We start from the raw sequence: 26584 nt of genomic DNA, 5'->3' as shown, positions 1-26584 counted from the left end.
TACAAGAAATTAAACAATTTTTGTGCCATGGACTTCTGTGACTTTTAAAGTGTCCATCACAGTTTGAACGTTTTCTGTGGAAATACCGCCACCTGGTAAAATAAGAATCCGTTGATCTGCGTAGACAATTAATTCTTTTAAATGATCAAAGTTGTCTTCGATAGGGGTACCAGCTGGCCCGCCATGAGTTAAAATACGCGTCACACCACGCTCAGCTAACCAGTCGATCGCCTTAAATTGATTTTCTTTCGACAAGGCATCAAAAGCCATATGGAAAGTGATTTGCAAGCCTTCAGCCGTTTCAATGAATAAGTCCAAAGCTTCTTCATCTAACCAACCGTCCTCAGTTAAACAGCCAATAACAATGCCGTCGGTTCCTAATTTCTTTGCTTCGATTAAATCGGTATGCATAATTTTTAATTCAATATCATTATAGACAAAATTGCCGCCACGAGGACGAATGATTGTCATCACTGGTACAGAATGTTCGCCAGCGTATGCTAAGACTTCTTCAATAACACCAGTACTTGGCGTCGTTCCACCCACGGCTAAGTTATCGCATAATTCGATGCGATTCGCACCTTTTTGAATGGCTTGGGGAATCTTAGTGAAATTTTCGGCACAGAATTCTTTAATCATTTCTTATCGCTCCTTGCTTTTTCTTCACAGGCATTGTACCATAATTCTGCTTACTACCATAGCCCTGAAAAAAAGAGTGCAACTTTTTATAAGAGAAAATGTTCATTTGATGAACGTAAGGAGTTTTAAATGTTAAAGAAAATTGAACGAGCACAACAATTATTAAAAAAAGAAGCAGCCGTTTTTCGCTGTCCAACTTGTCATGAACCAATGCATTTAGAAGGGGTTGGTCTGATTTGTCAACAGAGGCATCAATTTGATTTATCCAAGAAAGGCACGCTATACTTTCTAAATCATAGCGTTCAGACAGAATATAATAAAAAAATGTTTACTTCTCGAGGAAAAATGATTCAAAGTGGCATGTACGCGCCTGTTTTAAACAAAATTATGCACTATCTTCCTCAAAATAAAACAGTAGTCGATGTTGGTTGTGGTGAAGGGAGTTTTCTAGCTGAGTTAAGTCAAGCAGGCTTATCTGGACTGAAAATCGGGTTTGATTTATCAAAGGAAGGAATCTATTTAGCAAGTAATCAGCCAATTGATGCGTTTTGGTGTGTGGCGGATTTAACGAATTTGCCATTTGCGAATGAAGGGCTTGATACGATTTTGAATATTTTTTCTCCTTCACATTATCAAGAATTTCGGCGAGTACTAAAAGCTGACGGGACTGTGATTAAAATTATTCCTGAAGAGAATTACTTAAAGGAATTACGAGCGGCTTTTTATCCCAATGACGAAAAGAAACAAAGTTATTCCAATCAAAAAGTAGTCCAACGTTTTGCCGAGGAATTAGCTGTGGAAGTAGATGAACGAATAACTTATTGCTTTGACATTTCCGAGGAAAGACGGTTGGATTTATTAGAAATGTCGCCATTAGAGTGGCAAGTTTCTCAAGAAGTTAAAGCCGAGCTACAACAGCGACCATTGGAAAAAGTCACGATTGACGTCCGCTTGTTAGTAGGTCGTAAAAGATAGACTTTTTTGTGAAGAAAATCCTAAAAAAGTCTTGCAATAAAGTGACATTGGTGTTATATTACTTACAAGTTGTTTTTTCATTGGTTTTTATCAGGGTCCTGTTCTGATAAAAGTTAGTGAAGAGACCTTCACTAACGTAACGACTCGCCGTGCTAGACACCGAGACGGTACGTTTTTTTTATTGGTTAGAATAGCTGCCGCCTGACATCATCGCGTCATGCGGTTTTTTTTTGAAAATAAGTATTGTGGGCGCTATTTATTTTGAATTTATGCTAAAATGAACACGATTGATATTTGAGGAGCTGAAGATAGTTGACGAACCATATTGTTTTATTTGAACCACAAATTCCAGCAAATACTGGAAATATTGCACGGACATGTGCAGCGACGAATACACCGTTGCATTTAATTGAACCTTTAGGATTTTCAACAGATGATAAACACTTAAAACGTGCCGGATTAGATTATTGGAATGATGTAAATATTACGTATCATAAAGATTTGGCTGCCTTTTTAGCCCATGTGGCAGGAAAACACTTGCATTTAGTAACCAAATTTGCTCACCAAACATACAGCGAGGTCAATTATAATGATGGCGAGGACCATTATTTCCTTTTTGGAAAAGAAACAACGGGCTTACCAGAAACGTTTATGCGAGAAAACGAAGAAAAGTGTATCCGAATTCCTATGAATGATGAACATGTGCGCTCACTGAATCTTTCTAACACTGCCGCACTAATTGTTTATGAAGCCTTACGTCAGCAAAATTTTCCGAACTTAGAACTGACGCATCATTATGAAAATGATAAATTGGATTAAAAAAAGTTAAAACAGCAGCGCTTTTTTCAAAAATGTCAGAAGAAAGTGGTTTTATTTTTACTGTTGCCCAATTTCCAAGCCTAGAACAAAAAACAATTTAGATTTTTGTTCTAGGCTTATTTTGCTTGGATTACTAGAAACTTCCATGGATATTTTCGCAGGGAAGTGATAAACTAGAAAGACATATGAAGAGATAAAGAAGTTTGGAGAAGTTACATGAAATTATATTTTACACGACATGGAAAAACTGAATGGAATCAACAGAAACGATTTCAAGGAATGACAGGAGATTCGCCGTTATTACCAACTAGTTATGACGAAATTAAACAATTAGGCCAATATTTACAAGATATTCCGTTTGAAAAAATTTATTCTAGTCCGCTATTACGTGCCAAAAATACTGCGCGGGGAATTCAACAAGAATTGACTCATCCAGTTGAAATTGTTTATACAGATACCTTAAAAGAATTAGGTTTAGGTCGTCTAGAAGGACAATATATTGAAGAAATGCGTAATTTTTATGGAGAAGAATTAGATCATTTACGGCATCGTTTAGATTTGTATGATCCAACAATTTTTGATGGTGAACCAATCGAGCAAGCGATTCAACGGATTTCAGAAACAGTTGCTGAAGCGGCGAAACAGCACGAAGGTCCAGTTCTATTTGTCGGACACGGAGCAGCGCTGACGGCGGCAATCCAAGCGATGGCTGGTAAACCATTATCAGAATTACGGACAATGGGCGGGCTGTTAAACAATAGCCTCTCAATCCTTGAAACCAAAGAGGCATCAAGGAACATGCCGTACGACTTAACGTTATGGAATGATACGTCTTTTTTAGCTAAAGAAAAAGCACAATAAGCACACAACAGAAAGGAGGGCTTGTAGTGGTAACACTTTTTGGTGAGGACGAAGAAAAAGCCTTTATTGTTGGAACTGTACAAGCAATCTTTTTTGAAAATCCCAGTAATTTTTATAAAGTCGTTCTTGTAAATGTGACCGATACAAATACAGATTATTTAGAAAAAGAAATTGTAGTAACTGGTAGTTTTGGCCAAGTTCAAGAAGAGGAACCCTACCGTTTCTTTGGTCATTTTGTGGACCATCCTCGTTATGGCAGACAGTTTCAGGTGGATAGTTATCAGCAAGAAAGACCGACTTCGGCTAGTGGGGTGGTTAACTATTTATCAAGTGACAAATTTCCTGGCATTGGTAAACGAACTGCTGAAAAAATTGTTGAAGTATTAGGGGAAAGTGCGATTGACCGAATTATTGATGACCCGAGTGTTTTGGAAGAAGTTACTGTTTTAAATGAAAAAAAACGTCAAGTAATCGTCGAAACAATTCGCTTGAATCACGGGATGGAGCAAGTGATTGTGGGACTAAATCGATACGGCTTCGGTAGTCAGTTAGCTTTTTCAATTTATCAAACCTATCAAGAAGAAACCCTTTCTGTGATTCAAGAAAATCCTTATCAGTTAGTTGAAGATATTGAGGGAGTCGGATTTAAACGAGCGGACAATATTGCTGAACAAATCGGCATTCAGGCGGATTCTGCTGTTCGAATTCGAGCGGCGATTTTACATGAAGTGTTTGAACACTCCATTCGCTCAGGCAATACGTATGTTCAAGCAGATGTTTTATTAGAAGAAGCAATTCGGACCTTGGAAGCAAGTCGCCCAGTGGAAATCTCACCTGATCAAGTGGCCAATGAAATCATTACGTTAGTCGAACATGGAAAAATCCAACAAGAAGAGACTAAACTTTTTGAGAACAGTCTCTATTTTTCTGAATGGGGCATTGGTACTTCGATTCAGCGTTTACTTTCTCGTAAAAAAGAAATTCATTATGAGGAAGAAGAAGTCCAAAAAAATATCCGAATGATTGAGAAACGTTTAAATATTCAGTATGGCGACTCGCAACAAGCAGCGATTGAAGAAGCGATTAAATCGCCGTTATTTATTTTAACTGGAGGGCCCGGAACAGGGAAAACAACTGTTATTAATGGGATTGTCTCGTTGTTTGCGGAACTAAATGGTCTTTCATTAGATCTCAAAGACTATACGCAGGAGATGTTTCCAATCTTGCTAGCGGCGCCAACTGGGCGAGCAGCGAAACGTATGAACGAAACGACAGGTTTACCTGCAAGTACCATCCATCGTTTGTTAGGCTTGACAGGTCGTGAAAAAAATCCGAGTTTAACCGCCAAAGAATTAGAAGGTGGTTTGCTAATTGTAGATGAAATGTCAATGGTGGATACTTGGTTAGCCAATACGTTATTAAAAGCTATTCCGACAAACATGCAAGTGATTTTTGTTGGTGATAAGGATCAGCTACCGTCTGTCGGTCCAGGTCAAGTCTTACATGACTTATTGCAAATTAACGAAATTCCCAAATGTGAGCTAAACGAAATTTATCGTCAAGGAGACGGTTCAAGTATTATTCCTCTTGCCCATGAAATTAAAGAAGGAAAGTTGCCTGCTGATTTTCAAAAAAATCAAAAGGATCGCTCGTTCTTTGCAAGTGATATTGGTCATATTGAAGAATACATTCGACAAATCGTCACAAAGGCAAAAGCAAAAGGGTTTACGCCACAAGATATCCAAGTTTTAGCGCCAATGTATCGTGGCGCAGCTGGCATTGATGCCTTGAATAAGATGATGCAAGAAATCTTCAATCCAAATGAGGGGAAGAAAAAAGAAGTCAAATGGAATGACACCGTCTATCGGATCGGGGACAAAGTTTTGCAACTAGTCAATACGCCAGAATTAAATGTGTTCAATGGAGATATGGGAGAAATCGTCGGAATTACTTTAGCCAAAGACTCAGAGGACAAAGTGGACGAGTTGGTTTTACAGTTTGATAATAATGAAGTAACGTATAAAAGAAATGAATGGAATAAAATTACGCTATCGTATTGTTGTTCGATTCATAAAGCGCAAGGTAGTGAATTCCGCATGGTGTTACTGCCAATGGTTCATCAGTATAGCCGAATGCTGCAACGAAATTTGCTGTATACAGCAGTGACACGTAGTAAAGAATTATTAATTCTACTAGGTGAGGTTTCTGCTTTTGAAACATGTGTCAAAAACGAATCGGCTAGTCGCATGACGATGCTAAAAGAACGAATCGTGAACGCAGAACAAATGACCTTAACGACTAGAACTCAGTTAGAAGCCTATGAAGAAGGTTTAACGGCAGACCATCCATTTACTGAAAAGGAAACAAAAGCTGTCTCTTATGAAACTGAACAGCAATCAACGAAAGCCAATCAGATCAAAGAAACAGACGAGCAATTAGTTGACACAACGGTACAAGAAGTTTCACTATTTGCTGATGAAGGGGAAGAGTCAACCCCAGAAACAGCAAAGAAAGCGACAAAAGTTGTCGAAGAACCATTACCAAAAGAACCACGACTAACAGTCGAAATTATTCAAACAAATGCTGTTGATCCAATGATTGGAATGAAGGATACGACGCCTTATCAATTTATGTGAGAAAAGGAAAGAGTGCCATAAGTCGTTTTGACTTATGGCACTCTTTTTCAACCTTAAGGGACTCAGTTAAAACCAAAACAAACGTTTTTGTGTGGTATAAACCATATCAATACTTCGTTTGCCTAAAATCTCGCCATCTGCGTGAATGGTTTGTGGAATCGTCGAAACAATTCGAATTTTGCTTGATTGAAAATGATGAAAATGCTTAGATTTCCCTTGTTTTTGACGAAGCAATAGGAAAATAAGCCACAAAATTTTAAAAATATTGATTCGTTCCACGACAACTAAGTCCACGACTGCTTTGCGAGGATTGGCCGTCGGCATAATTGATACGCCCCCGCCAAAATAAGGATGATTTGTGACCGTACATAGGAAAGCACGATTAAATGTGTATTGTTTACCATTCATTTCAACTAAAATTGGAAAGCCTTTTTGTTTAAAAAAGACATGAATGATTGAAGAAATATAGGAAAGCGAGCCAAGCTTAAATTTATTTAAGGCTTTTTTTGATGACGATTCGTTGGTTTTTTCCACGATTGCCGCATCTAATCCTAAGCCAACATTATTGGTGGCTAAGCCGATTTCTTCTTGGTTGGCTTCTACATAATGAATCGTTTGAATTTCTTTTGGTCGTCTGGTGCGCAGGATTTGATGCAATGCTTTATCAATATTCCTTGATAATCCCACCCCTCGTGCAAAATCATTTCCAGAGCCGCATGGAATATAGCTTAAAGGAATAGCTGAATCATATGGAAGTAATGAATTAATGACATTATGTAGTGTGCCATCGCCGCCTAGCACGACTAGGATTGGAAAAGTTGAAACGTCTAAGTCTTCAGACCAAGGAAGTAAAGTTGTTTCTGCAAGTTCCTTCGTCAATTCTTTTTCATGTCCAGCGTAATCAGTGTAAAGAGCCGTATATTTAAGTTCTTGTTGCTTGAGTTGTTGAATCACTTTTCTAGCGACTTTTCGGCCATTGCCGCTACTTGCCTGCTCGTTGATAATAAGATAGTAGTGAATGTTCATTGAGCTCCTCCTTTGAATCGCTATTGTCCATTATACCAGAGGGAGGAACTTCTGCGAATAAAGATTGCTTAAAAAAGTAAAAAATGACTAGAAAAAGGCACGAAATAATGCATGAGAGGTGAAAACTGCAAATAAGTGCAAAGTAAAACAGGGCTTTCATTGACTATTTTGACGTTCCATATTAGAATGTGAACTGTTGCAATTGTAACCAAGGTTCATCAACCATCCCTTGTAAAAAAACTCGGAGAAAGAAGGAAAAAGTATGCAAAATTCGTTTCAAGCCAATCGAAAGCTAAGAACAGTCTTAGCCAATGGTATCATTATGGGCTTATATATTGTCCTCTCTTTATTGGTTCGGCCAGTTTCTTCTGGTATGATTCAATTTAGAATTTCAGAAAGTTTGAATCACCTAGTCGTTTTCAATCGCAAATTGATGTGGGGTGTTTTAGGCGGCGTTATCTTTTTTAACTTATTTTTTGGTTTCGGTGTAATGGATGCTCTGTTTGGTGGTGCGCAAACATTATTTGCGTTGAGCTTAACAGCTTTTTTACAAAAAAAGGTACCAAGTATTCCTGTTAGAATGTGTCTAAATAGTCTATTTTTCACTGTAAGTATGTTTTTTATTGCCTTTATGCTAGTACCAAGTGGCGGTCAAGCATTTTGGACAACTTATGGTTGGTTAGCATTAAGTGAAGCGATTATTATGACGATTTCAGCACCAATCATGTATTTTATCAACAAGTCATTAAAATTTGAAACACGTATTTAATTGAAAAGATGTGGATAGAAATGATTCATCCTTTGAATGGCAGTGAAGAAAAGTGTCGTTGCTATTAGTGAACTAAGTGATAGAATGAACTGTTTCTACCTCGTCTTTTTTACATAAAGAATAAGATCTACATTTTTTCTAAAAATTTTCATGTAAAACTTTACTAGTCTGTTGGAATACACTATGATAGTGTAAGATAAACGGACTATTGGAAAGTCACAGCAGAGGAGTTTGAACATGTACACATTTAAAATCGGTATTCCGGCAGAAGTACACGATACATTTGTTAAAAATCACCCATTATGTAATTTACTACAGTCATCTTCATGGGCAAAAGTCAAGGATAACTGGGGTTCTGAAATTGTTGGGGTTTATGAAAAGGATACATTAGTCGCATCAAGTTTAGTTTTAATCAAACCATTACCAGCCGGTTTTACGATGTTATATACACCAAGAGGTCCAGTAATGGACTATACAAATGAACGTTTGGTCAGCTACTTTATGGCTGAATTGAAAAAATTTGGCAAGAAAAAACGAGCTTTATTTATAAAAATGGATCCAGCGGTTCACTATCAAGATTTTCATTTGGGAGAAGAACATCAACCGCATGCTGAAGCGACAGCTATTATTGAGACCTTGAAAAAAGCAGGGGCCAAATATCAAGGACTGACAATGGATATGGGGGCCACCATCCAGCCCCGCTTCCAAGCGAATATTTATCGTGAAGATTTTAGTGAAGAACAATTGTCAAAAAGCACCAAGAAAATGATTAAAACAGCTGAAAAAAAAGGGGTCGTTGTGCAGCAAGGGCATGTTGACTTTGTTGATGAATTTGAAAAAGTCATTCAATCAACCATGGAACGCCAACATATTTCTTTACGGAATAGTGATTACTTTAAGAAGCTGTTGAACATTTACCCAGAAGACTCCTTTATTATGCTGGCGCAAGTCAATTTAAAGGAACGCTTAGATAGCACGCGACAACGCTATGACAAAAATCAAAAAGACTTGAGTAATTTGAAAGAAAATCAAGTGAAAAAGCGCCATAATTTAGAAGAATTAGATGCTTCCTTGACTCGGGAACTAAAAGAATTAGAAGAAAATATCGCAGAAGCTGGTGAAATCGTCACGGTTGCTGGCGCTTTGGCTGTGACATTTGGTCCAACAAGTGAAATCCTTTATGCTGGCTTAGATGATCGTTATAAACGCTACATGCCAACATATGTGACTTGGCGAGATGCCATTCAAGAATGTTTTAACCGTGGCTGCGAAAGCTGTAATATGGGCGGCTTAGAAGGTAGTTTAAATGATGGCTTAATTAAGTTTAAAGCGAACTTCAACCCAACGATTAATGAATTTATTGGGGAATTCGATTTACCGGTTAATAAATTATTATTTAAAGCCAGTGAATATGCCTATAAATTACGAAAACAAAAAAAATAAATAAAAAACACAGGGACTAAAAATCAAACTTGATTTTTAGTCCCTGTGTTTTTTTCTATAGTTTTTGCGTTGCATTCCGTTTCATTAAGCGAAGCAAAACGCTAGCAATTGCTGAAGCAGCTACACCAGCAACAAGAGCTTCTGGCACACCAGAACTGAAAATCGTCGCAATAATAGCTAGGTAAACAGCAGTTCCAGCTTTACCAATAATTTCAGCATAAGCTGAATTAAAAAGAAAATAAATCATGTTCATGACTAAAATGGTATTCGTTGCTGAGCCTAAAACACCAGCCACAAATAAGGAGACAGGTTGCGCTTTTTCCTTCGTTAATTTATTTAGCCATTTGTAAGCGAAATAAGGAACGACCCCAATTAAAATCCGCGGAATGAGCACAATTAAAAGTGCCTTCCAACTACCATGATCGGTACCGATCACAGGAATAAATGGAGAAAAAACAAACGACAAAGGTGTTGGTGCTGTCGTATTTTTAATTAAGCTAATGATCCCAAACGTGCCGCCCAACATACTACCGATTTTTGGCCCTAAAACAATGGAACCAATAATTACAGGAATATGCATCGTGGTCGAATTTAAAGGACCTAATGTGATAAATCCTAGCGGGGTTAAAGCCAGTAAAAGTAAGATAGCTAAGAACATTGCTGTTAACGTAAATTTTTTCGTGTTATTCATAAATTACTCCTTGTTATCAGATGCTAAAATTTTCATCACTGTTTGAAGGATATCTTCAACAGTGGCAAGTGCGCCACGACCATAATCGCCACAAGCTAATAGAGCTTCACGTGGGATTATTTCTTGATAGCCGACTTCTTTTAAAATGCCAATATTTCGTTGGACAATGGGGTTTTGGTACATATACGTATTCATCGCGGGCGCAATAATTTTGGGTGTTTCAGGATAAAGTGCCAAAGCAACTGTTGATAATAAGTCGTCGGCAATCCCATGGGCTAATTTCCCAATTGTATTGGCCGAAGCAGGTGCTACTAAAAATAAATCCGCTTTTTTAGCTAACTCAATGTGATTAATTTTACTGGGATCAATTTCCATCATGACATCCGTATGCACTGGATTCTTAGAAAGTGATTGTAAGGTCAGCGGAGTGATGAACGCTGTGCTGCTTTTAGTCATTAAAATTTCCACATTGTAGCCAAGCTTAGTTAGTTGACTTGTAATATCTGCTGCTTTATATGCAGAAATGCTGCCAGAGACGCCTAATAAAATAGTTTTCATTGTTGTTCTCTCCATTTCTTTTCAACATTTTTAACGATCATTGAACCAATCCCTTGTTTTGAACAAGCTTCTTGGACAATGCCCGTTTCGTTAATTAATAATCCTTCGTGTTCTGTTTCATGAACGTTCATCAAGTCATTGGCTAAGACAAAGTCACACCGATTTTTAATCAAAGCGGCTTGTGCAACCTGGACAAGTTCTTCTTGTGAAACGTCGACAAGTAATTTAAAGCCCACTAAAACAGTTTGGGGTTGTTTGTCACGAATCATTTGGATGACTTTAGGATTTTTCTTTAGAAAAATTAATAATCGGTCCGTATCAGATGAAATTTTTGTTGCTGTTTGAGGAATATCAGCAATCTGATTCAATGTGTTTTGAACGATAGTTACCAAGGCTTCTTTGGTCTTTGGCAATGTTTGTTCGCTTAATTGTTGAGCAAAAGAATCAATAAATTGTTCTTCCGTTTGCGCGGTTTCCGTCGTAAAATCACTGACTGCCATTGCGTGAACAATCGCATCAAATTGCTTTTCAGCAAAGAGTTGTTCTAACGTAGTAGCTAATTCAACCGTTGTTTCTATTTCTTTAATTGATAAGTCCAATTGTTGGGTTGGACGTAATGCATGTTTGGTTGTTACGTAGGTTACGGTGTGTCCAGCAGCTAAAAAACTTTCAGCAATTGCTTTTCCTAGTCCGCCAGAAGAATGATTGGTAATCGAACGAACATTATCAATCGGTTCTGACGTTCCACCAGCAGTAACTAAAACATCCATAATCAAAACGCCTCCTTAAGAAATTCGGACAATGGTCCGTCCAATATGTTGGCCTGCTTGTAATGCTTCAAAAACAGGGGGAAGTTCTTCTAAAGTAATCTCTTGATACACAGCTTTTTCAGTGATGTCTAAATCAGTGGCAAGACGTTGCCAAACTATTTTTCGTTTGTCCATACCAACATTAACCGAATCAATGCCCAATAAATGAACGCCCCGTAAAATAAAGGGTAAAACGGTTGTCTCTAATGTAATTCCAGCAGCGCGGCCACAAATGGCTGAACGGCCATCATAACGAAGTTGTGGTAAAACAGCAGAAGTAATTTCCCCACCAGTGGTATCAATTGCAAAAGCAAAACGCTGTTTCATTAATGCTTTAACAGGAGTTGCTAAGAAATCTTCTACTAATAAGCATTCACTAACACCTAACTCTTTTAAAAGCTCAAAAGAATCTGGCTTTCTAGTTAATGCAGTGATCGAAGTGTAGCCTAATTGATGCAACATCGCAATAGACAATGTCGCAACACCGCCTGTCGCACCAGTTACAATAATGGGGGCTTCTTTGTCGTCGCGTAAGCCATCGTCTTCTAAAGCTGTGACAGATAATCCGGCCGTAAAGCCAGCAGTTCCGAAAATCATTGCTTCTTTGAGACTCATTTTTTCAGGAAGTGGAACTACCCAATCGCCAGGAACACGCACATATTCAGAATAACCACCAGTATGACTAACCCCTAATTGATAGCCTGTTACGATCACTTTATCGCCTTCTTTGAAACGAGGATCTTCCGATGTGACAACAGTGCCACTGACATCAATTCCTGGAATCATTGGATAATTGCGAATCACACCGCCGTCTTTTTTTGAAGCTAAAGAGTCTTTAAAGTTAACTGAGGAGTAGGCTGCTTTGATTACTACAGTGCCTTCTGATAAATCGTCTAAAGTAATGGTTTCTAGTTGACCAATAACAGATGTATCTTGTTCTCTTAACGTAAATGCTTGAAATGAATTCATATAAAAACTCTCCTTCCAATTATGTAAAAAAGCAACTCGTCTTATTTTATCATATTCTGATTTTTTCGTATCATTTTTCTTCTTATAAACAGTAAGTTATACAGAAAAGAAAGATTGTGTGACAATTAGACTAGAAAAATAAAGAAAAATGGTTGAAATTTTTCAAAAAGTTCGTATACTAAAAAAGGTAAAACTAAACTGTAAGTTTAGTATTACAAAACTTTTGTTGAAAAGATTAGCTGAAAATAGAAACGAGGTGTGCCATGGAAATTGGTGAGAAGTTGAGAAATTTACGCATTCAGAAAAATTTAACACAAGAAGAATTAGGCGAAAGAACGGATTTATCCAAAGGCTATATTTCCCAATTGGAGCGGGATTTAAGCTCACCATCAATGGAAACATTTTTCTCAATTTTAGAAGTACTAGGCGTGACGCCAGAGCAGTTTTTTAGTCAGCAACCGCTTGAACAGAAAATTGTCTACAATGAAGAAGAAAGTACCCTCTATTATGATGAAGAACATGGCTATGAACTAAAATGGTTAATTCCAGCCTCAAATGAAAAAGAAATGGAACCTGTCATTATTACTTTTGATAAAAATGGCGAATACAAAACGTTTGAACCTTCTCTATCAGAAACATTTATTTATGTGATTGATGGCTCCATTCGTTTGACATTAGGGGAAGCCACGTATATTGCTAAAAAAGGTCAAACCATGTATTACCAAGCAACAGAACCTCACCAAATTAGCAACAATGGTCGAGGAAAAAGTCGTGCGTTAATTGTGGCGACAGAATCGTATTTATAAAGGACGAAATGGAGGAGTTTATCCAGTGAGAAACCATGTGATTTCATTTGAAAATGTTGTCAAACAATTTGACGATGAACCAGTATTAAAAAATGTCAGCTTTGAAATTGAAGAAGGAAAATTTTATACGTTATTAGGACCTTCAGGATGTGGCAAAACAACGATTTTGCGTATTATTGCGGGATTCAATGACGTGACTTCTGGCGATGTTTATTTTGATGGTAAAAGAATAAATGATGTACCTGCCAATAAACGCCAAGTCAATACCGTGTTTCAGGATTATGCTTTGTTTCCTCACATGAATGTTTTTGATAATGTTGCGTTTGGTTTAAAAATCAAAAAACTATCCAAAGCAGAAATTGAAAAAAAAGTGAAAGAGGCATTACGTTTGGTTCAATTACCCGGCTACGAAACACGTGAAATTAGTGAAATGTCTGGGGGCCAACGTCAGCGGGTCGCAATTGCACGAGCGATTGTCAATGAGCCAAAAGTATTGCTTTTAGATGAGCCGTTATCCGCTTTAGATTTGAAATTACGCACAGCGATGCAATATGAACTACGTGATTTACAACAACGTTTAGGAATTACTTTTATTTTTGTGACCCATGATCAAGAAGAAGCATTAGCGATGAGCGATGAAATTTTTGTCATGAATAAAGGTCATATCGTGCAAAGTGGCACACCAGTCGATATTTATGATGAACCGATTAATCACTTTGTTGCTGACTTTGTAGGGGAAAGTAATATTGTGGATGGCGTGATGCTGGAAGATAATTTAGTTTCATTTGTGGGCAAAAAGTTTGAATGTGTCGATGGTGGCATGCGGAAAAATGAACCTGTAGAAGTCGTTTTACGTCCAGAAGACTTAACGATTACCACGCTTGAAAAAGGCAAGCTAACCGTAACGGTGGATACACAGTTATTCCGCGGCGTTCATTATGAAATTATTTGTTTTGATGAACAAGGAAACGAATGGATGGTGCATTCCACTCGAAAAGCCAAAGAAGGCGCTCAAGTAGGGCTCTCTTTTGAGCCAGAAGATATTCACGTGATGCGCTTCAATGAATCAGAAGAAGACTTTGATGCCCGTTTAGAAAGTTACGACGAGTAAACGAAAGGGGAAAATAAAATGAAAACAATGCGTCGAATTTATTCGATTCCCTATGTAATGTGGTTACTTTTATTCGTCATTGCGCCAGTGCTAATGATTATTTATCAATCATTTTTCGATATGAATGGCCAGTTTACCTTGGCGAATTACCAAACGTATTTTACATCAGGAACGTATTTAAGTATGACCATTAATTCGGTTTGGTATGCTTTTCTGATTACCATTTTTACGTTATTGGTAAGTTATCCTACGGCTTATTTTTTGACAAAGCTCAAGCATAAACAGTTATGGTTAATGCTCGTTATTTTACCAACGTGGGTGAATTTATTATTAAAAGCTTATGCCTTTATTGGGATTTTCAGTATTCATGGGAGTATCAATCAGTTTATGAGTTTTATGGGTTTGGGTACGCACCAGATTCTGTTTACAGATTTCAGTTTTTTATTTGTCGCAACGTATATTGAAATTCCATTTATGATTATGCCGATTTTTAATGCCTTAGAAGAGATGAATCCTTCATTGATTAGTGCTAGTCGGGACTTAGGAGCTAGCAGTGCGGAAACATTCCGCCGTGTCATTTTTCCTCTCTCCCTAAACGGTGTGAAAAGTGGCGTTCAAGCTGTCTTTATTCCTTCGCTCTCGCTCTTTATGTTAACGCGTTTAATTGGCGGCAATCGGGTGATTACGTTGGGAACGGCGATTGAGGAACACTTCTTAGTAACGCAAAACTGGGGCATGGGTTCAACAATTGGTGTGATTTTAATTGTTGCCATGTTTATTGTGATGTTGCTGACGGGTGAGAAGAAGAAAGGGCGTGGCAAATAATGCAAAAGAAAAAGTTTAAATGGTCTTATGTGTATTTATTCGTTGTCTTTGCGCTACTGTACGCACCAATCTTTTATTTGATTTTTTATTCGTTTAACGACACGCAAACGATGAATCAGTTTACTGGTTTTACGTTAGATAATTATCGGAACGTTTTCGAAGACACACGCTTGTTAACCATTGTTCTGAATACGTTTTTGCTAGCTTTCTTATCGGCTTTAATAGCAACCATCATTGGAACATTTGGTGCGATGGGGATTTATTATACAAAACGTCGTAAAAACCGGAACACGTTGCTTAGCTTTAATAACATTTTACTCGTTTCACCAGATGTTATTATTGGAGCCAGTTTCTTAATTTTCTTCACGGCAGTAGGGTTTATCAGTTTAGGTTTTACAAGTGTATTATTGTCGCATATTGCCTTTAGTATTCCAATTGTTGTTTTAATGGTTTTACCAAAACTACAAGAGATGAACGATTCTATGGTAGATGCGGCACGGGATTTAGGGGCCAATAATGTTCAAGTGATTAAAAATATTATTTTGCCTTTTTTAGCGCCTGGAATTATTGCTGGCTACTTTATGGCCTTTACTTATTCGTTGGACGATTTTGCCGTAACATTCTTTGTGACAGGCAATGGTTTTTCAACATTATCTGTTGAAATTTATTCACGAGCACGTCAGGGAATTAGTTTAGAAATCAATGCCTTAAGTGCGTTAGTATTCCTATTCTCAATGATTCTAGTTGTCGGTTATTACTTTATCAGTAAAGACAATACGCCAAAACGTTTAAAGAAAATGCGTCGGGAACAAAGTGAGGTGGCCAAGTTAAAATGAAAAAATTACAGTCACTTTTTATTGGAATTATCGCTATTATTGTCATCTTGTTTTTTGGCGTGCGCCAATTGGAGAAAGCAAGTGGCATGGCAGGAGCAGATACCTTGACCATTTACAATTGGGGGGACTATATAGATCCGGCCTTGATTAAGAAATTTGAAAAAGAAACAGGCTATAAAGTCAATTACGAAACCTTTGATTCTAATGAAGCTATGTATACAAAAATTCAGCAAGGTGGCACAGCCTATGATATTGCCATTCCTTCTGAATATATGATTCAAAAAATGATGAAAGCGAAGATGCTTTTACCACTTGATCACAGCAAATTAAAAGGCTTAGAAAACATTGATGCACGCTTTTTAGATCAATCCTTTGATCCCAAAAATAAGTTTTCCGTTCCGTACTTCTGGGGCACGTTGGGGATTATTTATAATGATAAATTTATTGACGGCCGTCAGATCCAACATTGGGATGATTTATGGCGCCCGGAATTAAAAAATAATGTCATGCTGATTGATGGCGCTCGCGAAGTGTTAGGATTATCTTTGAACAGTTTAGGCTATTCGTTAAACAGTAAAAACGACCAACAATTACGTCAGGCTACCGATAAGTTAAACCGATTAACGAACAATGTCAAAGCAATTGTTGCCGATGAAATCAAAATGTACATGGCTAATGAAGAAAGTGCAGTTGCTGTAACTTTCTCTGGTGAAGCTGCTGAAATGCTAGAAAACAATGAACATCTACATTATGTGATTCCCAGTGAAGGCTCTAATCTCTGGTTTGATAACATTGTGATGCCTAAGACAGCCAAAAATAAAGAGGGTGCCTATGCATTTATGAACTTTATGTTACGACCAGAAAATGCGGCACAAAATGCAGAATATATTGGTTATTCCACACCAAATAAAGAAGCTAAAAAACTATTACCAAAAGAAGTTGCCGAAGATAAACAATTTTATCCAGATGATGAAACTATCAAACATTTAGAAGTTTACCAAGACTTAGGTCAAGAATACTTAGGAATTTATAACGATCTGTTCTTGGAGTTTAAGATGTATCGGAAATAAAAAAAGTATCTTCGTAACTTTCGAATCGCCCCTAAAAGTTAGATTTTTAGTCTAACTTTTAGGGGCGGCTTTTATTCATACAAGCTTCTAATTGAGGCACAAAGAATCCTGTGCTACACTTTGTATAAAGCATAAAAGGAGCAAAGAAAATGAAGAGGAAAACAATCCGAATACTACTAATCAGTAGCGGGCTTATTTTAATCCTGCTGGTAGGTTACCGTTTGTATCTAGAATATCAAACAGATATTCAATTATTTTTGAATCCTAAAGCCAGTAAGACACAATTATTAGAGCGAATTCGTTCACATGGTTTTTCAGCAGCGCTATTGTTGGTTTTTTTGACCGCGATCATGTGTGCAGTACCAGGGATTCCGACCTCAGTAATTGGTGTGATTGCAGGATTGAGTTTTGGTCCCTTCAGCGGCACACTCATTAACGTTTTAGGGAATAGTATGGGAAATTTGGTTGCAATCTTTTTGATGCATCATATAAAATTTTTAGATAAAAAAACGGAGACCAATCATTGGGTCCAGTCCATTCGACGGATGAAGCATCCAAAAATTGGGATTATGGTGGGCTACATGATTCCAATTATTCCTTCTTCTGTGATTAATTTTGCTGCAGATACTATGCAGTTGCCATTAAAAAATTTAATAGCCGCTATATTCATTGGTGTAATTCCTTCCTCAATACTTTACGCATGTGGAGGCGAAGCGCTATTTCATGGATATAATAAAACGGCAGTATTGTTAATTGTGAGTGTTCTTTTGTTCGTTGGATTGGTGGTCATTATTGAGAAAGATAGAAAAAGATTTCAAAAAACTGTTCTTTAAGAACGGTTTTTTTGTGCATTTGAACAATAAATCCTGTTAAATTTACAATTTTAAAAAGAAAGGACTTTGATAGAATGAAAGCGTAAACAATTTAAGGAGCTGATTTTGAATGCCAGATATTACAATATCTTGGGTTGCTGCAATTTTAGGATTAGTTGTAGCGATAGTATTAATTTTGAAAAAATTTAATCCTGTGTATTCCTTGTTTTTTGGTGCAATTGTTGGTTGTCTTATTGGAGGCGCTTCCCTGTCAGATACAGTCGCTGTTCTATTAAACGGAACACAAAGTATTATGGGAACCGCAATCCGTGTCTTAGCAGCCGGCATGTTGGCGGGTGTGATGATGGAATCTGGTGCGGCAGAATCAATTGCCAACGCCATTGTACAAAAGCTTGGCGAGAAAAAAGCTATTTTATCTTTGGCATTATCCACAATGGTAATTACAGCAGTGGGCGTATTCATTCCTGTTGCAGTGTTGATTGTTGCCCCGATTGCTCTATCTGTTGGGAAAAGTACGGGTATCAGTAAGTTATCATTATTGATTGCCTTATCAGGTGGCGGCAAAGCGGGCAATATTATTTCGCCTAATCCAAATACTATTGCAGCGGCGAATGGCTTTGATTTACCTCTAAGTGACGTTATGATTGCTGGCTTTATTCCAGCCGTATTTGGCTTAATTACAGCTGTTGTTCTTGCAAATATCATGAGAAACAAAGGATCAATGGTCAAAGAAACAGATCTTGTAGAGGAACAAACAAAAGAATTATTACCTTTGAAAAAGGCGTTGATCGCGCCAGTGTTAGCGATTGTCTTATTATTACTTAATCCGATTGGCGCCGTTTTAAATATTTCTTTCATCAAAAGTTTGAATATTGATGCTCTGTATATTTTGCCGTTCGCCTCAGTTGTTGGGACAATTGCGATTGGGCAAACAAAACAACTGGCCTTTTATGCATCTTCTGGCTTGAAGAGAGTAACCGATACCGTTTTAATTTTAATTGGTGCAGGTGCAATTGCTGGATTAATTTCTGTTTCTGATTTATCAACACAAATTGTCCACTTAATTTCTGTTATGGGAATTTCTGGAACCTTCTTGGCACCGATTTCTGGTATTTTAATGGGCTTAGCAGTTGGTTCAACATCCACAGCGGTTATTTTAGCGACAGGTTCTTTTGGACCAGCGATTTTAGATATGGCCACATCTTCACTTTCAGCAGCAGTCATGGTGCATACTGGTGCAACTGTGATTGATAGTGTTCCTCAAGGCAATTATTTCCATATTACGGCACAAAGTATGAATATGACGATTAAAGAAAGAATTCGAGTGATTCCTTATGAAATGTGTGTCGGTGGGGTAATGACGATTGTTGCAACCATTTTATATGGCTTTATTTTAAACTAGTTGGAAAGTAGGCGCGAAAAGATGACGAAAAAATTTGTTTTGGCTCCAGACTCATTTAAAGAAAGTATGAGTGCAAAAGAAGCCTGTCTGGCAATGGAAAAAGGGATTTTAGCTGTATTTAAAGATGCAGACATTCAACATGTCCCGATGGCAGACGGCGGGGAAGGAACGGTGGATTCCTTAGTGGATGCAACAGGAGGTACAAGAGTACCAGTGCGCGTGGCAGGACCGCTTCCTGATCAAATCGTTGAAACCTATTACGGCTTATTAGGTGACCAAGAAACGGTGGTCATTGAAATGGCGAAAGCCAACGGAATTGAATTGGTTAAAGCAGCAGAACGCAATCCCTTGATCACTTCTACTTATGGTACAGGAGAGATGATTCAACATGCGCTCAATCATGGGGCAAAAAAAATCATTATCGGCATTGGTGGTAGCGTGACAAATGATGGGGGTGCAGGTATGATTCAGGCACTTGGTGCGCGTTTGTTAGACAAGGAAGGGCAAGAATTGACACGTGGCGGTGGTGCATTAGATAAACTGGCGCAGATCGATTTAACACAGTTTGATCAACGCATTTTTGCTACCGAAGTTCTAGTAGCAAGTGATGTGAATAACCCACTAACAGGGCCAACAGGGGCGTCTCATGTCTTTGGTCCGCAAAAAGGTGCGACAGAAGAAATGGTGGCTCAATTAGATAAAAACTTAGCCCATTATGCAGCGATCATCAAAAAAGAGATCGGCATTGATGTTGAGATGATGCCAGGCGCAGGAGCTGCTGGTGGTTTGGGTGCAGGGTTACTAGCATTCACAAAAGCTCAGTTACGCCCAGGAATTGATATTGTCGTAGAAGTGAATCAATTAGAAGAAAAAATAAAAGCCGCTGATTATGTCTTTACTGGTGAAGGCGGTATGGATTTTCAAACAAAATTCGGCAAAGCCCCTTATGGCGTCTCGCGTTTGGCCAAGAAGTATCAAAAACCGGTTTTCGCTTGTGCTGGCTATATCGGCAAAGATGTGGATGTCCTCTATGAAGAAGGGATGACGGCTATTTTTGGAATTTTGGCCAAAGCCGAACCATTGGAAGCAGCATTGAAAAATGGACCAGTTAATTTAGAAAGAACCGTTGAAAATATTGCTCGTACATTACAGCTGGTGCCTTGTGACTAAGAACTAACCATGGTATCATCAGTAATGAAAGCTGAAATAAAAATGTTCAGTCGTTGATCTGAAGAATTAAGCGTTTGGGACATAAGTCATTGCGGCTTATGTCCCAAACGCTACTCGCTTTTTAGAAAGTTGGCGATAGCAATGTTAAAATTAGACAAAATCCAAGCAAATAAAATTGTTGAAAAGTTGATGGCAGATATTCCTTATAACATCAATATTATGGATGAACGAGGAAAAATTATTGCGAGTGGAGATTCTGCTCGAATTGGGGAGCGCCATCGTGGTGCAGAAAGAGCCATCAATGAACGAAAAAATATTGAAATTTATAAAGATACTTCTTTAGAGAAAAAAGGCACCAATGAACCGATTATTTTGAATAATCACATTTTAGGTGTCGTAGGCATTTCAGGAGAACCAGACGAGGTGCGCAAATTTACCAAGCTTGTGCGCTCGATTGTTCTTTTACTGACAGAAGAATTAAATACACAACAAGAACGCGAAAAAAAGAAGAAACAAAAAAATCAGTTTATCCAGCACTTAATGCATGTTGATTCTGCTTACTCAGAAGCCTTAAAACTTGAAGCGTTGGAACTATATAACCTTCAATTAGATGACCAGAATCATTGTGTACTGACCAAGGACAAGCGCTTATTATCCAGTTATTATCCTGGACATGAAATATTTGAATGGGAAAATTGTTATCTGGTGATTACTTCTGAACCACCTCAGATAACAAAGCCAGTAACAGAATACCTTGTGATAAGTTCGGAAAAAGCCACGATTCAACAAATGGTCCAAGAGGCACAAAACACGTATTTACTTCTATCGTTTCTCCAATTAGAAAAGGCTAAGTTTTACCAAGCAGAAGATTTTTTCATTCAAGGAATTTTTAATTTTCCTTTTCATATTGAATTGGATTTTTTTGAAACCATCCAGACGATTTATGATGAATACTATGAAACCGTTATTTTTTTCGCCAATCATAACTTAAACATCAATGAAACCTCACAAGTATTACATATCCATCGAAATACATTGAATTACCGTTTGAAACGAATTCATGAATTGACGGGGATGGATCCAAAAGTTTGGCAAGATTTTTGGAAATTGTTCTATTATTTTGCCTATTGCTTTAAAGAACGTTTTGAAAAGTAGTGAGGAGCAGGAATGCTTGTTTGTTAAGCAAGTGTCAGCATATTTTTCGCCAGAATCAAAAATATCTTTTATAATAATTGTAAGGAATCAAACGATTTAGATATCAATGAGGAGTGGTACCAGTGAAAAAAGCAGTTTTAATTGTTAACCCCAGTTCTGGTGGTGAAAAAGCCAAAGAATTTGAAACGTTAGCAGAAGAAAAATTAAAGCAGTTATTTGATGAAGTTGTAGTGAAACAAACAGAAAAAGGCGGCGATGCAGAACAATTTGCCCGTGAAGCTGCGGAAAGTCACTTCGACAGTGTTTTCGTAATGGGGGGAGATGGAACCGTTAATGAAGGAATTAGCGGGTTGGCAGAACAAGCTTACCGCCCAAAATTTGGCTTTTTTCCTTTAGGAACGGTGAACGATTTAGCGCGAGCCTTGAATTTACCGATGGACCCTGAAGAAGCGATTCAACAATTAGATTTAGAAAAAACCAGTGCTTTAGATGTGGGGAAAATCAATGACGACTACTTTATGAATGTCGTTGCAATTGGGACGATTCCAGAGTCAATTAACGACGTGGACGTTGAACAAAAAACGAAGTTAGGAAAACTCGCTTATTTTATTTCAGGTGCCAAACATTTAGCGAATGCTCAAACGTATCCTTTTCATTTAAGCTTGGATCAAAAAGAACAAACCATTGAAAGTAGTACCGTTTTAGTTGGCTTAACGAATTCAATCGGTGGGTTTGAAACATTATTACCAGAGGCCCAAGTGGATGATGGCAAACTTCATTTAGTTTATTTAAAAGATCAATCATTATGGGATGCAGTAAAAGCAGTCCCAGATTTGTTAAAAGGCGTCGACCAGTCCACTGATAATTTAGTTTACCTAACCTTTAAAGAAGGAACAATCTCCTTAGAAAACCAAGAAGAATTAACCACTAATGTGGATGGTGATGAAGGAGCTGCTTTGCCAATTACGCTGAAGATTTTGCCTAAACACTTGACGGTTTATTGCGGTGAAGAACAAACAAAATAGCTGATTTTTTTGAGAAAAGCTGGAACATTTCTATTTGTTTAAAAAACAGATAAGTTCTGGCTTTTCAAATCATCTAAAAGAGAATCAATCAGGGGCTATGCTATACTTTGTTTCTACATATTGATAGATAAAGGAGTTAATGAGATGAGAAGAAAAAAACATAAAAACAAAAAGAAACAAGAACTTTTTGAAGAGATTGAAAAACAAGAATTAGCAGAACAAGAAACTAAGCAATTGAATGAAGAAATCGAAGACCCAGAATTTCGTTCTTTTTTTCAAGATGTCTTGAAAAAATTTCCACAAAAAACGTCTACGGCTATAATGAATGCTTTCGCAACTTCTAAAGGTAAAGCAGAACAATTAGTGACGAACAGTCAAACACAACTCGACAAAGTATTTGATGAATTTTTGGCTGGTGTTTCACCTGACGTGAAAAAGAAAAGTCATCAAACGATTCATTTTGCTGCATTGTCAGCAGCAATTATTGGGTTTTCGCCAATTCCGTTTTCGGATGCTTTTTTACTGGTACCTGTTCAATTAACTATGATGTCACGGCTGCATAAAATTTTTGGTCAGTCTTGGTCTGAAAGCTTAGGGAAAAGCTTAACCAAAGAATTAGTAGTGGTTAGTTTAGGTAAGAGTGCAGTCGGGAATATTCTAAAAGTGATTCCTGTTGTCGGAACTGTGACTGGTGGCATGGTCAATGCTTCAGTTGCGGTAGCAATTACGGAAGCGCTTGGCTGGGTTACCGTCAAAATGTTAAACGATGGTGTTGATATCTTTGATGATGTGATGTCTTTCAAAGGACAATTTTCAACATTATTTAAAGCCATCCAAAATGCTAAAAAGAAATAATCACTGTATCGATTAACTAGGGTGAGACACATTTAAACTTTTTTAAGTAATTCGTAGCAAATTTCCAAGGTTTTCGTCACAAATTATTCACAGGTTCTCGTTAATATATAAGCATACCAACAAAACACCCAACATAAACACTTTTCATTTTTACTCCTCAAGTAAAAATAACTCCTTTCCACTCAGTCTACCCAACTGAGTGGTTTTTTTTGCGAAAAAAGAGGGCGTTGAACAATTTGTTCAACGCCCTCTTTTAATAGATGGGGAAGTCATTTGTTAAGAATTATTTTTTCCATTCTGCTACTTGGTCTTTATGTGAATCAACCCAATCACGTGCAGCTTCTTGTGGGTCTTTGCCTTCGTTAATTTCTAACATGACAGATTCCATATCCTTAGTGGTCCAATGGAAATTATCTAACACTTTGTAAGCTTCTGGTTGATCTTCTTTTAGGCCTTGGCGAGCCATTGTGTGAATCGCTTCTTCGCCGCCCATAGTGCCTTTTGGATCAGCTAAATATTTTAAATCATATTTTGCAAACATCCAGTGAGGAGACCAGCCAGTAATAACGATGTCTTCGTTGTTTTTAATTGCTTGTCCTAAGGCGACAGTCATGGCACCTGATGAAGAAGTTTCAACAGACCAATCTTTCAAATTAGGATAAGCTTCTTTAGTTTTCTCTGCTGCTGCAACAACACCAGCCCCAGGTTCAATTCCAGTAATCTTTTTCCCAGCTTGATCAGATAAATCTTCGATAGAATCAACATCCATATAAGAAGGGACAACAATTCCTAACTTCGCGCCTTTAAGGTTTTCACCAAGGTCGTCTAATTTATCTTTATATTGTTTATATTGCTCTGCGTGAGTTCCTGGCAGCCACGCACCAACCATGGCATCTGTTTCACCTTTAGCTACAGATTCCCACATGATTGCGTTATCTAAAGGGGTCGTTTTAACATCATACCCCATATCTTTTAAGACTTCGGCAACCACATGTGTGGAGGCTACTTCGGTATCCCATTCCACATAAGAAAGGGAAATTTGCTTATCATTTGTTGTTGTAAAAATTGAAGCACCAACTAAGCCAGCGACAATTACAACAACCGCTGCAATAATCCCGTATTTTTTCTTTTTAGAGGTGGCACCAGCTGCTTTAGGAGCTGCTTTTTTATTATTTAAATGTTGAGTAAAACGGTCAATGATAATCGCTAAAATAACTAAAGCCACACCATTTACGAAACCGTTCCCGACTTGTGCACGTTGTAAAGCGGAAAGGACGCCACGTCCTAATCCAGGCGCACCAATCATTGAAGCAATAACTACCATTGATAGGGCTAGCATGGTTGTTTGGTTAACACCAGCCATAATCGTGTTTTTGGCTAAAGGTAATTCTAATTTGAATAATTTTTGCCAGCCAGTACTACCGTAAGAATCAGCTGCTTCAACAAGTTCATTTGGCACTTGTCGAATTCCTAAGTTCGTAAAGCGTACGGTTGGTGGTAAAGCGAAGATAACAGAGGCGAAGACCCCAGGAACCATACCAATTCCGAAGAATGCAACGGCTGGAATCAAGTAAACGAAACCAGGCATTGTTTGCATGAAGTCCAAAATCGGTGTAATGATACTCTTGGCTTTTTCGCTTTTCGCCATTAAAATCCCTAGTGGCACACCAATGATAATGGAAATAACACTAGAAAGTAAAACTAACGTAACGGTACTCATTAAATCGTTCCATAAGTTTTGATTATAGATAAACATTAAGCCAATAAACGTGAATAAACTTAAGCCAATTTTTTTATTAGAAATAAAGAAAGCAGCAATCGTTAATAGCACGATCAGCACAAGTGGTGGTACGGCTGTTAGTAAGGCAGTAATGTTGTCCATTACACTTTGACCAATTGTTTGTAAAAAGCTGAATAATCCAGCAAATGTTGAAGTTAACCAATCAGTAAAACTTTCAACCCAAGACGCGACAGGTAATTGATACTTATTCATGTTCGTTCACCTCTGTTTCTGCAAGTGCTTCAAGTACGCTACCACGGATGACCACGCCTAATAGTTTGCCGTTATCAGTCACGGCAAGAGGCGTTTGTGCATCATAAATCAGTGGGAAAATATCATTCACTAACATATCTTTGTCGATTGTTTGAATTTCTGGATCCACACATTCTACAAGAGAAGTCCCATTTTTACGCGCTTCTAAAGCTTTTTCTGCGCGTACAACGCCTTTTAGTTGGCGTTTTTTATCCACGGCAAGTAACATACTCACTTCTTCTTGACGCATCCGTTTTAAAGCAACAGTTGGGCCATCAATTTCAATGTTAGTAGTTAAAGCAGGTACCATAATATTTTGGGCAGTTAAGACTTTTGAACGATCCACATCTTCCACGAAGGTTCGCACATATTCGTTGGCTGGGTTGGTTAAAATTTCTTCTCCAGTCCCAATTTGCATAATTTGACCATCTTTCATCAAAGCAATCCGGTCGCCGATTCGTAAAGCTTCATTCAAATCATGTGTGATAAAGATAATGGTTTTTTTGACATTTTCTTGTAAATCTAATAGTTCGTCTTGCATTTCACGACGAATTAACGGATCAAGAGCAGAGAACGCTTCGTCCATTAATAAAATTTCTGGATCGTTAGCCAAGGCACGAGCAAGGCCGACACGTTGTTGCATCCCACCAGATAATTGACTTGGTAATTGGTCTTTAAAAGCAATTAAGCTAGAATTTTCTAAGGCTTTTTCAGCTTTTGCTTGGCGTTCTTCTTTAGGAACACCACGAATTTCTAAACCATATTCCGTATTTTCTAAGATAGTTCGATGGGGGAAAAGACCAAAGTTTTGGAAAACCATGCTCATTTTATTTCGACGTACTTCACGTAATCCTTCTTTATCTAAAGAAGAAATATCTTGTCCATCAATATAAATATTTCCTGAAGTTGGTTCAATCAAACGATTTAATAAACGAATTAATGTTGATTTCCCACTTCCTGATAACCCCATAATAACGAAAATTTCGCCTTCTTCAACTTCGAAATTTACATCATAAACACCGACTGTAGCACCCGTTTTTTCTAAAATTTCTGTTTTGCTTTTGTTGGCACGAATCATTTCAAGTGCCGGTTTGGTTTTCTTACCAAAGATCTTGGTAAGGTGATTTACTTTTACTTTTGGCAAATCATTGTTCCTCCTCATTAAAAAAGTGACTACATCAGACTACTATAAAGTTGTCACTTTGTCAAATTAGATGAAAATCTTTCTGAAAATGAAGAAAAACAGTATTTTAACTAGGTTTTATAGTG

General features: G+C 37.7%; 25 protein-coding genes. 17 read left to right on the top strand and 8 right to left on the bottom strand.

Annotated elements, in window-relative coordinates; genetic code table 11:
- Positions 1 to 9: 9 nt before the first annotated feature.
- Entirely contained in the window at positions 10 to 639 is a 630-nt protein-coding gene (cutC, locus tag IGL90_RS10385; protein WP_002356490.1) for a copper homeostasis protein CutC, read from the bottom strand.
- Positions 640 to 768: 129 nt separating this feature from the next.
- Between cutC and IGL90_RS10380 the strand changes: the two genes are divergently transcribed.
- The 4 genes from IGL90_RS10380 to recD2 all read left to right on the top strand — a co-directional run bounded on the left by IGL90_RS10380 (position 769) and on the right by recD2 (position 5930).
- Entirely contained in the window at positions 769 to 1614 is an 846-nt protein-coding gene (locus IGL90_RS10380) for a methyltransferase domain-containing protein (RefSeq protein ID WP_002356491.1), read from the top strand.
- A gap of 312 nt (positions 1615 to 1926) precedes the next feature.
- The gene (gene trmL / locus IGL90_RS10375; RefSeq protein ID WP_002356493.1) at positions 1927 to 2433 is read left to right on the top strand and encodes a tRNA (uridine(34)/cytosine(34)/5-carboxymethylaminomethyluridine(34)-2'-O)-methyltransferase TrmL; all 507 of its coding nucleotides are present in this window, start codon (positions 1927 to 1929) and stop codon (positions 2431 to 2433) included.
- Between the two features lie 216 nt (positions 2434 to 2649).
- Positions 2650 to 3294: a histidine phosphatase family protein gene (locus tag IGL90_RS10370; RefSeq protein WP_002362550.1), complete on the top strand. Its 645-nt coding sequence runs from the start codon at positions 2650 to 2652 to the stop codon at positions 3292 to 3294.
- Between the two features lie 26 nt (positions 3295 to 3320).
- The gene (gene recD2, locus IGL90_RS10365; RefSeq protein WP_048737920.1) at positions 3321 to 5930 is read left to right on the top strand and encodes an SF1B family DNA helicase RecD2; all 2610 of its coding nucleotides are present in this window, start codon (positions 3321 to 3323) and stop codon (positions 5928 to 5930) included.
- Positions 5931 to 5996: 66 nt separating this feature from the next.
- On the opposite strand, the gene IGL90_RS10360 is transcribed toward recD2, so the two are convergent.
- On the bottom strand, positions 5997 to 6956 hold the full coding sequence (locus IGL90_RS10360; RefSeq protein WP_002356498.1) for a diacylglycerol/lipid kinase family protein: 960 nt from the start codon (positions 6954 to 6956) through the stop codon (positions 5997 to 5999).
- Between the two features lie 262 nt (positions 6957 to 7218).
- On the opposite strand from IGL90_RS10360, the gene IGL90_RS10355 reads away from it, so the two are divergent.
- Together IGL90_RS10355 and IGL90_RS10350 are read left to right on the top strand one after the other, a co-directional pair.
- Positions 7219 to 7725, top strand: coding sequence for a QueT transporter family protein (locus tag IGL90_RS10355; RefSeq protein WP_002356499.1), 507 nt, complete (start codon positions 7219 to 7221; stop codon positions 7723 to 7725).
- 237 nt (positions 7726 to 7962) lie between these two features.
- Positions 7963 to 9168 (top strand): aminoacyltransferase, encoded by a 1206-nt coding sequence (locus IGL90_RS10350; protein ID WP_002385715.1) that lies wholly within the window; start codon positions 7963 to 7965, stop codon positions 9166 to 9168.
- A 55-nt stretch (positions 9169 to 9223) separates the two neighbouring features.
- On the opposite strand, the gene IGL90_RS10345 is transcribed toward IGL90_RS10350, so the two are convergent.
- From IGL90_RS10345 to IGL90_RS10330, 4 genes are read right to left on the bottom strand one after another with little or no spacing between them, the layout of a single operon-like run.
- The gene (locus IGL90_RS10345) at positions 9224 to 9859 is read right to left on the bottom strand and encodes an ECF transporter S component (protein ID WP_002356501.1); all 636 of its coding nucleotides are present in this window, start codon (positions 9857 to 9859) and stop codon (positions 9224 to 9226) included.
- Between the two features lie 3 nt (positions 9860 to 9862).
- Complete coding sequence (coaC, locus tag IGL90_RS10340) at positions 9863 to 10417, bottom strand: phosphopantothenoylcysteine decarboxylase (RefSeq protein ID WP_002365039.1); 555 nt, start codon at positions 10415 to 10417, stop codon at positions 9863 to 9865.
- Positions 10414 to 11187: a phosphopantothenate--cysteine ligase gene (gene coaB, locus IGL90_RS10335; protein WP_002356505.1), complete on the bottom strand. Its 774-nt coding sequence runs from the start codon at positions 11185 to 11187 to the stop codon at positions 10414 to 10416. Before coaB ends, coaC begins: the two co-directional genes overlap by 4 nt.
- A 15-nt stretch (positions 11188 to 11202) precedes the next feature.
- Positions 11203 to 12195 carry a YhdH/YhfP family quinone oxidoreductase gene (locus tag IGL90_RS10330; RefSeq protein ID WP_002356506.1) on the bottom strand — a complete coding sequence of 331 codons (993 nt, stop codon included), beginning with the start codon at positions 12193 to 12195 and terminating at the stop codon, positions 11203 to 11205.
- A gap of 263 nt (positions 12196 to 12458) precedes the next feature.
- On the opposite strand from IGL90_RS10330, the gene IGL90_RS10325 reads away from it, so the two are divergent.
- From IGL90_RS10325 to IGL90_RS10275, 11 genes are all read left to right on the top strand, one after another.
- Entirely contained in the window at positions 12459 to 13001 is a 543-nt protein-coding gene (locus tag IGL90_RS10325; RefSeq protein ID WP_002356507.1) for a helix-turn-helix domain-containing protein, read from the top strand.
- A gap of 25 nt (positions 13002 to 13026) precedes the next feature.
- On the top strand, positions 13027 to 14112 hold the full coding sequence (locus IGL90_RS10320; RefSeq protein WP_002356508.1) for an ABC transporter ATP-binding protein: 1086 nt from the start codon (positions 13027 to 13029) through the stop codon (positions 14110 to 14112).
- Between the two features lie 18 nt (positions 14113 to 14130).
- Positions 14131 to 14937 carry an ABC transporter permease gene (locus IGL90_RS10315; RefSeq protein ID WP_002356510.1) on the top strand — a complete coding sequence of 269 codons (807 nt, stop codon included), beginning with the start codon at positions 14131 to 14133 and terminating at the stop codon, positions 14935 to 14937.
- Complete coding sequence (locus IGL90_RS10310) at positions 14937 to 15773, top strand: ABC transporter permease (RefSeq protein WP_002356512.1); 837 nt, start codon at positions 14937 to 14939, stop codon at positions 15771 to 15773. The genes IGL90_RS10315 and IGL90_RS10310 overlap by 1 nt, the downstream gene beginning before the upstream one ends.
- Positions 15770 to 16843 carry an ABC transporter substrate-binding protein gene (locus IGL90_RS10305; protein WP_002376560.1) on the top strand — a complete coding sequence of 358 codons (1074 nt, stop codon included), beginning with the start codon at positions 15770 to 15772 and terminating at the stop codon, positions 16841 to 16843. Before IGL90_RS10310 ends, IGL90_RS10305 begins: the two co-directional genes overlap by 4 nt.
- 149 nt (positions 16844 to 16992) lie before the next feature.
- Positions 16993 to 17676, top strand: coding sequence for a TVP38/TMEM64 family protein (locus IGL90_RS10300; protein ID WP_002362276.1), 684 nt, complete (start codon positions 16993 to 16995; stop codon positions 17674 to 17676).
- 109 nt (positions 17677 to 17785) lie between these two features.
- Positions 17786 to 19078: a GntP family permease gene (locus IGL90_RS10295; RefSeq protein ID WP_048737922.1), complete on the top strand. Its 1293-nt coding sequence runs from the start codon at positions 17786 to 17788 to the stop codon at positions 19076 to 19078.
- A gap of 21 nt (positions 19079 to 19099) precedes the next feature.
- Entirely contained in the window at positions 19100 to 20248 is a 1149-nt protein-coding gene (locus tag IGL90_RS10290; protein ID WP_002367172.1) for a glycerate kinase, read from the top strand.
- Positions 20249 to 20389: 141 nt separating this feature from the next.
- A complete protein-coding gene (locus IGL90_RS10285) occupies positions 20390 to 21403 on the top strand; it encodes a CdaR family transcriptional regulator (protein WP_002379728.1) in 1014 nt (337 codons plus the stop codon).
- Between the two features lie 122 nt (positions 21404 to 21525).
- Entirely contained in the window at positions 21526 to 22428 is a 903-nt protein-coding gene (locus tag IGL90_RS10280) for a diacylglycerol/lipid kinase family protein (RefSeq protein ID WP_002362274.1), read from the top strand.
- A 120-nt stretch (positions 22429 to 22548) separates the two neighbouring features.
- On the top strand, positions 22549 to 23283 hold the full coding sequence (locus IGL90_RS10275; protein ID WP_002384134.1) for a YcjF family protein: 735 nt from the start codon (positions 22549 to 22551) through the stop codon (positions 23281 to 23283).
- A 283-nt stretch (positions 23284 to 23566) separates the two neighbouring features.
- Here IGL90_RS10275 and IGL90_RS10270 read toward each other — a convergent pair whose 3' ends face one another.
- Together IGL90_RS10270 and IGL90_RS10265 are read right to left on the bottom strand one after the other, a co-directional pair.
- Complete coding sequence (locus IGL90_RS10270) at positions 23567 to 25276, bottom strand: ABC transporter permease/substrate binding protein (RefSeq protein ID WP_002356521.1); 1710 nt, start codon at positions 25274 to 25276, stop codon at positions 23567 to 23569.
- Positions 25269 to 26459 carry a quaternary amine ABC transporter ATP-binding protein gene (locus IGL90_RS10265; protein ID WP_002388977.1) on the bottom strand — a complete coding sequence of 397 codons (1191 nt, stop codon included), beginning with the start codon at positions 26457 to 26459 and terminating at the stop codon, positions 25269 to 25271. The genes IGL90_RS10270 and IGL90_RS10265 overlap by 8 nt, the downstream gene beginning before the upstream one ends.
- Between the last annotated feature and the right edge of the window lie 125 nt (positions 26460 to 26584).

Origin of the sequence: Enterococcus sp. DIV1307a (assembly GCF_050537425.1) — a bacterium.
GTDB lineage: Bacteria > Bacillota > Bacilli > Lactobacillales > Enterococcaceae > Enterococcus > Enterococcus faecalis.
The sequence above is the reverse complement of the archived record's forward strand: the minus strand, read 5'-3'. Positions and strand labels throughout refer to the sequence as shown.

Bases quoted from the DNA above. Each gene is read 5' to 3' on its own strand.
- coaB (WP_002356505.1), bottom strand. From the start codon at position 11,187: ATGGATGTTTTAGTTACTGCTGGTGGAACGTCAGAACCGATTGATAAT.
- IGL90_RS10345 (WP_002356501.1), bottom strand. From the start codon at position 9,859: ATGAATAACACGAAAAAATTTACGTTAACAGCAATGTTCTTAGCTATC.
- IGL90_RS10315 (WP_002356510.1), top strand. From the start codon at position 14,131: ATGAAAACAATGCGTCGAATTTATTCGATTCCCTATGTAATGTGGTTA.
- IGL90_RS10370 (WP_002362550.1), top strand. From the start codon at position 2,650: ATGAAATTATATTTTACACGACATGGAAAAACTGAATGGAATCAACAG.
- IGL90_RS10380 (WP_002356491.1), top strand. From the start codon at position 769: ATGTTAAAGAAAATTGAACGAGCACAACAATTATTAAAAAAAGAAGCA.
- IGL90_RS10290 (WP_002367172.1), top strand. From the start codon at position 19,100: ATGACGAAAAAATTTGTTTTGGCTCCAGACTCATTTAAAGAAAGTATG.
- IGL90_RS10350 (WP_002385715.1), top strand. From the start codon at position 7,963: ATGTACACATTTAAAATCGGTATTCCGGCAGAAGTACACGATACATTT.
- IGL90_RS10360 (WP_002356498.1), bottom strand. From the start codon at position 6,956: ATGAACATTCACTACTATCTTATTATCAACGAGCAGGCAAGTAGCGGC.
- IGL90_RS10270 (WP_002356521.1), bottom strand. From the start codon at position 25,276: ATGAATAAGTATCAATTACCTGTCGCGTCTTGGGTTGAAAGTTTTACT.
- IGL90_RS10295 (WP_048737922.1), top strand. From the start codon at position 17,786: ATGCCAGATATTACAATATCTTGGGTTGCTGCAATTTTAGGATTAGTT.
- IGL90_RS10310 (WP_002356512.1), top strand. From the start codon at position 14,937: ATGCAAAAGAAAAAGTTTAAATGGTCTTATGTGTATTTATTCGTTGTC.
- IGL90_RS10325 (WP_002356507.1), top strand. From the start codon at position 12,459: ATGGAAATTGGTGAGAAGTTGAGAAATTTACGCATTCAGAAAAATTTA.
- cutC (WP_002356490.1), bottom strand. From the start codon at position 639: ATGATTAAAGAATTCTGTGCCGAAAATTTCACTAAGATTCCCCAAGCC.
- IGL90_RS10285 (WP_002379728.1), top strand. From the start codon at position 20,390: ATGTTAAAATTAGACAAAATCCAAGCAAATAAAATTGTTGAAAAGTTG.
- IGL90_RS10330 (WP_002356506.1), bottom strand. From the start codon at position 12,195: ATGAATTCATTTCAAGCATTTACGTTAAGAGAACAAGATACATCTGTT.
- coaC (WP_002365039.1), bottom strand. From the start codon at position 10,417: ATGAAAACTATTTTATTAGGCGTCTCTGGCAGCATTTCTGCATATAAA.
- IGL90_RS10300 (WP_002362276.1), top strand. From the start codon at position 16,993: ATGAAGAGGAAAACAATCCGAATACTACTAATCAGTAGCGGGCTTATT.
- IGL90_RS10305 (WP_002376560.1), top strand. From the start codon at position 15,770: ATGAAAAAATTACAGTCACTTTTTATTGGAATTATCGCTATTATTGTC.
- IGL90_RS10355 (WP_002356499.1), top strand. From the start codon at position 7,219: ATGCAAAATTCGTTTCAAGCCAATCGAAAGCTAAGAACAGTCTTAGCC.